Consider the following 8,101-nt stretch of genomic DNA (forward strand, 5'->3'; position numbering starts at 1 on the left):
TTGTCAAGCGCGGCGCCCCTGCAGGCTGGGGAGAGCCCTAGACCAGCGCGCGCACCGCCGTCATGAACGGTCCGATCGAAACCGGCTTGGCGAGATAGCCTTCCGCGCCCGCCTCGCGGATGCGTTCCTCGTCGCCCTTGCCGGCATAGGCGGTCACCGCCAGCACCGGGATCAGCCTGAGGCCGGGATCACCCTTCAGGGCTTCGATCAGCTCCAGCCCCGAGATATTGGGCAGCTGGATATCCATGATGATCAGGTTCGGCACGAATTCCCTTGCACGGACAAGCACATCGCGCCCATCGCCAAGCGGCTCGACGGCAAAGCCGCCCGCTTTCAGCACGTCGCAGAACAGCTTTCGGTTGAGGTCGTTGTCCTCGACAACCAGTATTCTTTTTGCCACTGAGCCCCGATATCCTCATACCCGCTTGGCTGCTTGCCTACTCACCCCGGAAGGCCCTGACAATCGCCCGCGCATCTGCCTCCCCCCCAGATTTCGGCATCGATCCTGCCGCTGCCGCGCTGCAGGCACTCGGCTGGGTGCTGGGCGATGCACCGCGCGCCGAACGGTTCCTTTCGCTCACCGGGCTCACGCCTGACGAACTGCGCGCAGGGCTCGGCGATCCGGCCGTGCAGGGTGCGGTGCTCGAGTTCCTGTGCGGGCATGAGGCGGATCTGATTGCGGCAGCAGAGGCGCTGGGCATGGCCCCGGCCGATCTGGCTGCTGCCCGGGAGAAATTGTGATGAGTAAGCCGCTGGTGATCAGCGATTGCGATGAAGTGCTGCTGCACATGATCGCGCCCTATCGGGATTGGCTGGGCGAACAGCACGGCATCGATTTCGTGATGGAAGACAGCGATTTCAGCAAGGCCATGCGCTATGCCGGAACGGGCGATCCCGTCCCCGGCCCTGAAATCTGGCGCCTGCTCGGCCTGTTCTTCGATACCGAGATGCACCGCCAGCAAGCCATCTCCGGCGCGGTCGAAGGGATCAATGCGCTCGCGCAGCATGCCGATGTGGTCATCCTGACCAACCTCAACGACGAGCGCCGCAATGCCCGCGCCCGCCAGTTGCAGGACATCGGCATCCATGCACGGGTCTTCACCAATCAGGGGCCGAAGGGGCCCGCGCTCAAGGCCATTCTCGATGAATACCAGCCCAGCCGCGCGGTCTTCATCGATGATCTGCCGCAGCACCACGGCTCGGTCATGGAAGTGGCCCCTCATGTCAGCCGCCTGCATCTGTGCGGTGAACCAATGATCGCGCGCCACATCGATTGCGCGCATGTCAAGGGCCACGCCCATGCCCGTATCGACCAGTGGGAGCACGCGCTGCCCTGGCTTATGGACAGAATACACGGAGTGAACGACGATGAGTGACACCGCCGCCAAGCTCGCTGAACTCGGCATCACCCTGCCCGTGCCCGCCGCGCCGGTGGCGGCCTATGTCCCTACGGTCGAGGCCGGCGGCTTTCTCTATGTCTCGGGGCAGGTCTCGTTCGTCGATGGCGCGCTGGTCAAGGGCAAGCTCGGCGCCGACCTTACGGTCGAGCAGGGCTTTGCCGCCGCGCAGGGCTGCGGGCTCATGCTGCTCGCCCAGGCCCAGGCCGCGCTCGGCTCGCTCGACCGGATCGCCCGCGTCGTGAAGCTCGGCGCGTTCGTCGCCTGCACGCCCGATTTCACCGACCAGCCCAAGGTCGCCAACGGCGCCTCGGAACTCATGGTCGCGGTGTTCGGCGATGCCGGCAAGCACAGCCGCAGCGCCGTCGGCGTGCCTTCGCTCCCCCTCGGCTGCGCAGTGGAAATCGATGCTGTATTTGCTCTCCATCCTGCTTGATCGCCTGCTGGCACCGCCCCCGCAGGCCAGCAAGGTGGCCTGGCTCAAGGGCGTGACTTATGCGCACCGCGGCCTCCACGGCCCCGGCCTGCCGGAAAACGCGCTCTCTGCCTTTGCCGCCGCGATCGAGGCGGGCTTTGGCATCGAATGCGATGTCCAGCGCAGCAGCGACGGGCAGGCCATGGTCTTCCACGATTGGGAGCTCGACCGCCTGACGGCCGAGACCGGCCTCGTGATCGAACGCAGCGCGGCGAAGCTGGCGCAGATCCGCATCATCGGCAACGATCAGGACATGATCCCCACCTTGCGCGATCTGCTCGATCTCGTCGCGGGCCGCGTGCCGCTGCTGATTGAGGTGAAGACCCGGCCTTCCACCCGCATCCCCGCGATCTGTCTTGCCGTGCGCCGCATGCTTGAAGGCTATCGCGGACCGGTCGCCGTCATGAGCTTCGATCCGCGCGTCTCGCGCTGGTTCGCGCGCCATTCCAGCCATATCGTGCGCGGCCTTGTCATGAGCGAGGAGGGCAGCCGCACGCTTTTCGCGCGCACCCGCCGCCATATGATGCTGTGGCGCGCCCAGCCCGATTTCCTCGCCTACGATATCACCGACATGCCCAGCCGCTTTGCCGGGGCCCAGCGCCGGCGGGGCTTCCCTGTGCTCACGTGGACGGTCAACACGCCCGATCTGATGGACCGCGCCCTCAAGCACGGCGATGGCCCGATTGCGGAAGGGGCGGGCATTTCGAAAGCCGCCCGTTCGTGAGCATCACCGCGCGCGTCCATCACGCTGTCGGCGAGATTCCCGCCGATGAGTGGGACGCGCTTGCGGGAACCGGCAATCCCTTCACCAGCCACACTTTCCTCACACTGCTCGAGGAATCGGGCAGCGTCGGTGGGCGCAGCGGGTGGTCGCCACTTCCGCTGGTGATCGAGGATGCCGCAGGCGTCGCCGCTGCCGCTCTGCCCGCCTATCTGAAGGGCCACAGCCAGGGCGAATATGTCTTCGATCACAGCTGGGCCGATGCCTGGCACCGTGCCGGCGGGCAGTACTACCCCAAGCTCCAGATCAGCGTGCCCTTCACCCCGGCCACCGGCCCGCGCCTGCTGACGGGCGAGCACCCGGCGCTCGGCGTCCCCCTTCTGCGCGTCGCCGAGCAGATCTGCGAGCAGAACAGGCTTTCCTCCGCCCACGCCACGTTCATCGAACCGGCGCAGCTGCCGCTGTTCGAGGAAGCCGGCTGGCTGCTGCGCACCGATACGCAGTTCCACTGGGACAACGAAGGCTACGCCAGCTTCGATGATTTCCTCGCCCAGCTTTCCTCCGAAAAGCGCAAGAACCTGCGCAAGGAACGCGCCAAGGCGCAGGACGGCGTGGAGATCCGCCAGCTCACCGGCGATGCCATTCGCCCGGAGCACTGGGATGCGTTCTGGGTGTTCTACCAGGATACCGGCGCGCGCAAATGGGGCCATCCCTACCTCACGCGCGAGGCGTTCGACCTGATGGGCGAGCGGATGGCGGACCGCATCCTGCTGGTCATGGCCTTCCTTGGCGAGCGGCCGGTTGCGGGCGCGCTCAATTTCATCGGGTCGGAAGCGCTCTACGGGCGCTACTGGGGGGCTATCGTCGACAAGCCCTTCCTGCATTTCGAGCTGTGCTACTATCAGGCCATCGACGCCGCGATCGCGCTCGGCCTCGGGCGGGTGGAGGCCGGTGCGCAAGGCCAGCACAAGCTGGCGCGCGGCTACAAACCGGTGCCGACTTGGTCGGCGCACTACATCACCGATCCCGGCTTCCGCAGCGCCGTCGCGGATTTCCTCGAACGCGAACGCCGCGGCGTGGCGCAGGAACAGTTGTGGCTGGGCGAAAGGACGCCGTTCAGGAAGAGCTGAGGTTATTCAGGTCCTGCCTGTTTTTGCGGATGGCATGAAAGGTTAGAAAGACCCCCACCGGAGGCGGTGGTGGAGGGGTATCGGCCTGAACCTCAAGCCGCGCGGTTGTCGGCCCGAACCATGCGCAGCCATTCGCGGGCGCGGCGCTGGGCTTCGGCGATCTCGCGTGCGGTCATGTCGTCGGATACTTCGGCGCGGCAGGTCGCCGCTTCCTCGTGCCCACCGACCGCGGCCAGGTTGAACCACTTGTGCGCCTCGATCAGGTCGCATGGCGCGCCATGGCTGCCGGTCGAATAGGCGACGCCAAGGTCGAACAGCGCGTCCATGTCGCCCGCTGCCGCAGCAGCAAGGCAGGTCGCGACGAGTGTGTCGGTGGCGGCGCTGTCAACCGCGCCGGTCGAAGCTTCGGTTTCGGAAACCAGCTTGATCCAAGTCTGTGCCATAAACGTTTCCCCTGTCCCCCCGAACCGTGAAGTCGCTTGGCCGGGCAGGGACAAAGTCAACAATCTTGGTCAACAATTGGTTAACGCCGCAAAAAACTGCTTATCTGCTGGGGTTGGGTACAACTTGGCGTTGCCCCTTAGGAAAACCTTGTGCGGATTCCGCCACTTGCCTATAGGCCCGCCAAACCGGGAGCCACGAGCGTCCTACCGCGGGCGTCGCGGCGGCCGGGGGTCGCAAGAGCAGTAGCTTGGAGGGCCGGATGGCTGGGGTTTTGAGTGACGAGATCGACGTTCTGGCCAAAGCGCGTCGGGCCATGCCCGGCGATTATCTCCCTTCGGATGATGAACCCTATATGGGTGAGGCGCAGCAGGACTATTTCCGCCGCCTGCTGCTCGAATGGAAGAAGTCGATCCTTTCGGCCTCGGCCGGCACGCTTTCCGCGCTGCAGGATGGCCCGATCCGCGAACCAGACCTCAACGATCGCGCTTCGAGCGAGACCGAATGGGGCATCGAACTGCGCACCCGTGATCGCCAGCGCAAGCTGATTGCCAAGATCGACGCTGCCATGCGCCGGATCGATGAAGGCGAATATGGTTATTGTGAAGTCACGGGCGAACCGATCGGACTGGGCCGTCTGATCGCCCGTCCGATCGCCACGATGACCGTCGAGGCGCAGGAAGCCCACGAGCGGCGCGAGAAAATCTCTCGCGATATGTAGGATTGGCGGCGCGAAACGCTTTGGCCGGAGAGTGTCCCGCTCCGGCACAGCCTAAGCAAAGCCACGTTAACGCGGCGCCGATTTAAGATTTCGTTAGCCAGCCTCGCTTAGCAATCCGCCAGAAAGTTTTGCGACTTTCCTCGTGGCGTTCAGTGCGGATCCTCGCGCTGATCGTGGGGGCCTCCTTTGGCAGATGAGACGGAAACCGGGCGTGACTGAACTCGATCATCGGCAGGTAGGGCGCGACAGCCTGTTTCTCATGGCGGACGTGCGTCTGGCCGGGGCGGGCGACGAGCACCGCGTCAAGGTCCGCAACCTTTCGGGCGGCGGCATGATGGCGGAAGGCCACGTCAAGGTAACCCGCGGCGCCAAGCTGGAGATCAATCTGCGCAACATCGGCTGGGTCGAAGGCGTCGTTGCCTGGATTCAGGAAAACCGCTTCGGCATCGCTTTCATTGAAGATATCGATCCCAAGCTCGCGCGCGAACCGATCGTGACGAAGAGCGACGAGACGCCGCGCTTCGTCAAGCCGGTGCTCGCGATGGTTGATCCGACCCGCTTGCGCAAGATCTGAGCAAACGCGAAAATTTCTGATGATTCTCGCGGTCATGCGGCCCTTCCGGCGCTGACCGAGGCAGCCTTGCGTGCTAGCACGGCCCACAATGGTGCGTGCTTCCCGCCTTTCCATGGCTGCCGCCCTGGCCCTTGCCGCGCTCGGTGCCTTGGTGCTGGGCGTCTCGGCGTGCGGCCGCCGCAGCGAGGGGCCGCTTCCCATCGCGCTCATCGGTGATCGCAGCGCGCTCGATACCAGCAGCCTGCGCCTGTCGCCCGCCGGACGCACCATCCGCGGCGCGACGGTGGAGGGGCTGGTCGCTTTCGACGCCGAGGGCCACGTCATCCCCGCGCTTGCCGATCGCTGGATCATCACCGATGATGGGCAGAGCTACATCTTCCGCCTGCGCGATGGCATCTGGCCAGGCGGCGCGCGCATCACCGCCGAAACCGCCGCCTCCGCCCTCCGCAAGGCGCTCGCCCAGCTCAAGGGCACGGCGCTGGGGCTCGATCTTGCCGCCATCGAGCAAGTCCGTGTCATGGCTGACCGGGTGATCGAGATCGATCTCGTCGCCCCCGTCCCCGATCTCCTCACGCTGCTGGCCCAGCCCGAACTCGGCCTGCCTTATGCCCGGCGCGGCTCCGGCCCGATGGGTCTCGCCCTGCGCGGCACCGGGGCCGACTTGTCCCTGATCCCGCCGGACAAACGCGGCCTTGCGCCCGAGGAAGGCTTCTCCAGCCGTGCGCGCACACTCGTCGTCGAACTCCTGCCCGCAAAGAAGGCTGTCGACCGCTTCAACGATGGTGCCGCCGATCTCGTTCTCGGCGGGCGGATCGATTCGCTTCCGCTGACCGAGCAGACCGGGCTCGCCCGCGGCAACATCCAGCTCGATCCGGTCATCGGCATGTTCGGCCTCCTTGTCGAAAGCGAGGACGGCTTCCTCGCCGATGCGCCCAACCGCGAGGCGCTGGCGCTGGCGATTGATCGCGATGCCATCATTGCCGCGTTCAACATTTCCGGCTGGCGGCCCACCACCCGCGTTGTCTCCGCCGGGGTTGCAGGCGATCCCGGCACTGTCGGCGAGCGCTGGATCGGCGTGGCGTTCGAGCAGCGCCGCGCCCTCGCGGCCGAGCGGGTCACGCGCTACATGGCCAGCGGCAAGTCTGCTCCCCTGCTGCGGATCGCCGCACCGAACGGGCCTGGCACGCGCCGGGTGATCGATCTGATTGCGACCGATCTCAAGGCCATCGGCGTGATCGTGGTCCAGGTCGCGGAAGACAAGCCCGCCGACTTGCGCCTGATCGATACCACCGCACGCTATGGCCGCGCCTCATGGTTCCTCAACCAGCTCGCCTGTTCCGTGCACAAGCCCGCCTGCAACGCTGCAGGCGATGCCTTGCTCGCCGAGGCCCGGCAGACCGCCGACATGCGCGAACGCGCGCGCCTGCTGGGTGAGGCGGAAGCGGAAATGACCGCTGCCAATGCCTATATCCCGCTCGCGCGCCCGCTGCGCTGGTCGCTCGTCCGCTCCGGCGTCACCGGCTTCGCGCTCAATCCCTGGGGTTGGCACCCGCTCCCGCCATTGGCGACGCTTCCGAAGTAGGCGCCGCGATCAGAAGTCGATCGCGATCCCGTTCTTTTCCCAATCGCCAAAGCGCGTGGGATCGAGCCCGTCGGGATCGTCGCGCTGCTCGGCCGGGGCGGGCGCGGGGGCAGGGTCGTTGGTCCAGTGCGCGGGCCGGGTGAAGCTTGCGGGGCGTGTTGTCGCGCGGGTGATCGGCTTGTCCATGCCACCTGTCTGCCGGGGTCCACGTGCAAGCGCAATTGCCAAGATGGGCACCACGCGCGATAGGCTGGCCAATGGCCCGTACTCCCCAGATCGCCGAAGAGGATATTCCCGGCGTCCCCGCCCGCCGCGCCGCGCTGCGCCTGCTCGATGCCGTGCTGCGCCGGGGCGATCCGCTTGACCAGGCTGCACCGCCCATCCTGCGCGCGATCGAGCGCGGTGATGACCGCGCCCTCGCGCTGGCCATCGCGCAGGAAGCGCTGCGCTGGCTGCCCGATCTTGACCGGCTGATCGATGGCGCCACCCGCCAGATCCTCCCTGAAGACGCCAAGGCGCGCACGGTGCTGCGCCTCATGCTCGCGCAGGCCTTTCGCCTCGGCTTGCCGCCGCACGCGGTCATCGCCACTGGCTTGCCGCTGCTCGTGGGCGGTCCGCGCCGGCTCGCCCATGGTGTGTTCTCCGCCCTGCTGCGCGGCGATGGCCTGCCGCCCACGCCCACGCTTCCTGCCGCCACGCTGGCACGCTGGACCAGCGCCTGGCCCGCTCGTGTCGAGGCCATCGCCGCCGGTCTTGCCGTCCCGCCCCCGCTCGATCTCAGCTTGCGCGACGCGGCCCGCACCGCCGAATGGGCGGAGCGCCTCGGCGGTGTGTCGCTCGCCCCCGGCCACGTCCGCCTCGCGCGCGGCGGGCTGATCGAAAGCCTCGAAGGCTTCGATGAAGGGGCATGGTGGGTGCAGGATCTCGCTGCCTCGATCCCTGCGCGCCTGCTCGGCCCGGGCGAGGGGCGCCGTGTCCTTGATCTCTGCGCCGCGCCCGGCGGCAAGACGATGCAGCTTGCCGCCGCCGGCTGGCAGGTCACCGCGCTCGACAAGTCCGC

The 8,101-nt window shown here is 66.8% G+C and carries 12 protein-coding genes; 9 read left to right on the top strand and 3 right to left on the bottom strand.

Annotated features, from left to right (window positions below; all coding sequences use genetic code 11):
* Positions 1 to 37 precede the first annotated feature (37 nt).
* Positions 38 to 400 (bottom strand): response regulator, encoded by a 363-nt coding sequence (locus tag K5Q19_RS16535; protein ID WP_292947499.1) that lies wholly within the window; start codon positions 398 to 400, stop codon positions 38 to 40.
* Here K5Q19_RS16535 and K5Q19_RS16540 point away from each other — a divergent pair.
* From K5Q19_RS16540 to K5Q19_RS16560, 5 genes are read left to right on the top strand one after another with little or no spacing between them, the layout of a single operon-like run.
* Positions 394 to 741, top strand: coding sequence for a DUF3572 domain-containing protein (locus K5Q19_RS16540; RefSeq protein WP_365759932.1), 348 nt, complete (start codon positions 394 to 396; stop codon positions 739 to 741). The genes K5Q19_RS16535 and K5Q19_RS16540 overlap by 7 nt on opposite strands.
* Entirely contained in the window at positions 741 to 1,376 is a 636-nt protein-coding gene (locus K5Q19_RS16545; RefSeq protein ID WP_292947500.1) for an HAD family hydrolase, read from the top strand. Before K5Q19_RS16540 ends, K5Q19_RS16545 begins: the two co-directional genes overlap by 1 nt.
* Positions 1,369 to 1,833, top strand: coding sequence for a RidA family protein (locus K5Q19_RS16550; RefSeq protein WP_292947502.1), 465 nt, complete (start codon positions 1,369 to 1,371; stop codon positions 1,831 to 1,833). The genes K5Q19_RS16545 and K5Q19_RS16550 overlap by 8 nt, the downstream gene beginning before the upstream one ends.
* The gene (locus K5Q19_RS16555) at positions 1,805 to 2,596 is read left to right on the top strand and encodes a glycerophosphodiester phosphodiesterase family protein (RefSeq protein WP_292947505.1); all 792 of its coding nucleotides are present in this window, start codon (positions 1,805 to 1,807) and stop codon (positions 2,594 to 2,596) included. Before K5Q19_RS16550 ends, K5Q19_RS16555 begins: the two co-directional genes overlap by 29 nt.
* Positions 2,593 to 3,723 (top strand): GNAT family N-acetyltransferase, encoded by a 1,131-nt coding sequence (locus tag K5Q19_RS16560; RefSeq protein WP_292947508.1) that lies wholly within the window; start codon positions 2,593 to 2,595, stop codon positions 3,721 to 3,723. Before K5Q19_RS16555 ends, K5Q19_RS16560 begins: the two co-directional genes overlap by 4 nt.
* 92 nt (positions 3,724 to 3,815) lie before the next feature.
* Here K5Q19_RS16560 and K5Q19_RS16565 read toward each other — a convergent pair whose 3' ends face one another.
* Positions 3,816 to 4,166 (bottom strand): hypothetical protein, encoded by a 351-nt coding sequence (locus tag K5Q19_RS16565; RefSeq protein WP_292947510.1) that lies wholly within the window; start codon positions 4,164 to 4,166, stop codon positions 3,816 to 3,818.
* 260 nt (positions 4,167 to 4,426) lie between these two features.
* Between K5Q19_RS16565 and dksA the strand changes: the two genes are divergently transcribed.
* The 3 genes from dksA (at position 4,427) to K5Q19_RS16580 (ending at position 7,041) form a co-directional block, all read left to right on the top strand.
* A complete protein-coding gene (gene dksA / locus K5Q19_RS16570; RefSeq protein WP_292947513.1) occupies positions 4,427 to 4,885 on the top strand; it encodes an RNA polymerase-binding protein DksA in 459 nt (152 codons plus the stop codon).
* Positions 4,886 to 5,096: 211 nt separating this feature from the next.
* On the top strand, positions 5,097 to 5,459 hold the full coding sequence (locus tag K5Q19_RS16575) for a PilZ domain-containing protein (protein WP_292947515.1): 363 nt from the start codon (positions 5,097 to 5,099) through the stop codon (positions 5,457 to 5,459).
* A gap of 112 nt (positions 5,460 to 5,571) precedes the next feature.
* Positions 5,572 to 7,041 (top strand): ABC transporter substrate-binding protein, encoded by a 1,470-nt coding sequence (locus tag K5Q19_RS16580; RefSeq protein WP_292947518.1) that lies wholly within the window; start codon positions 5,572 to 5,574, stop codon positions 7,039 to 7,041.
* Between the two features lie 9 nt (positions 7,042 to 7,050).
* Here K5Q19_RS16580 and K5Q19_RS16585 read toward each other — a convergent pair whose 3' ends face one another.
* Complete coding sequence (locus K5Q19_RS16585; protein WP_292947521.1) at positions 7,051 to 7,227, bottom strand: DUF1674 domain-containing protein; 177 nt, start codon at positions 7,225 to 7,227, stop codon at positions 7,051 to 7,053.
* Positions 7,228 to 7,298: 71 nt separating this feature from the next.
* Between K5Q19_RS16585 and K5Q19_RS16590 the strand changes: the two genes are divergently transcribed.
* Positions 7,299 to 8,101, top strand: an 803-nt coding sequence (locus tag K5Q19_RS16590; RefSeq protein ID WP_365759940.1) for a transcription antitermination factor NusB, incomplete at its 3' end; no start/stop codon positions are given.

Origin of the sequence: Novosphingobium sp. (genome assembly GCF_019748365.1) — a bacterium.
Lineage (GTDB): Bacteria > Pseudomonadota > Alphaproteobacteria > Sphingomonadales > Sphingomonadaceae > Novosphingobium.

What these genes read in the sequence shown, in the direction of transcription:
- K5Q19_RS16550 (WP_292947502.1), top strand. Translation starts at nt 1,369, where the DNA reads ATGAGTGACACCGCCGCCAAGCTCGCTGAACTCGGCATCACCCTGCCC.
- K5Q19_RS16565 (WP_292947510.1), bottom strand. Translation starts at nt 4,166, where the DNA reads ATGGCACAGACTTGGATCAAGCTGGTTTCCGAAACCGAAGCTTCGACC.
- K5Q19_RS16585 (WP_292947521.1), bottom strand. Translation starts at nt 7,227, where the DNA reads ATGGACAAGCCGATCACCCGCGCGACAACACGCCCCGCAAGCTTCACC.
- K5Q19_RS16580 (WP_292947518.1), top strand. Translation starts at nt 5,572, where the DNA reads ATGGCTGCCGCCCTGGCCCTTGCCGCGCTCGGTGCCTTGGTGCTGGGC.
- K5Q19_RS16555 (WP_292947505.1), top strand. Translation starts at nt 1,805, where the DNA reads ATGCTGTATTTGCTCTCCATCCTGCTTGATCGCCTGCTGGCACCGCCC.
- dksA (WP_292947513.1), top strand. Translation starts at nt 4,427, where the DNA reads ATGGCTGGGGTTTTGAGTGACGAGATCGACGTTCTGGCCAAAGCGCGT.
- K5Q19_RS16545 (WP_292947500.1), top strand. Translation starts at nt 741, where the DNA reads ATGAGTAAGCCGCTGGTGATCAGCGATTGCGATGAAGTGCTGCTGCAC.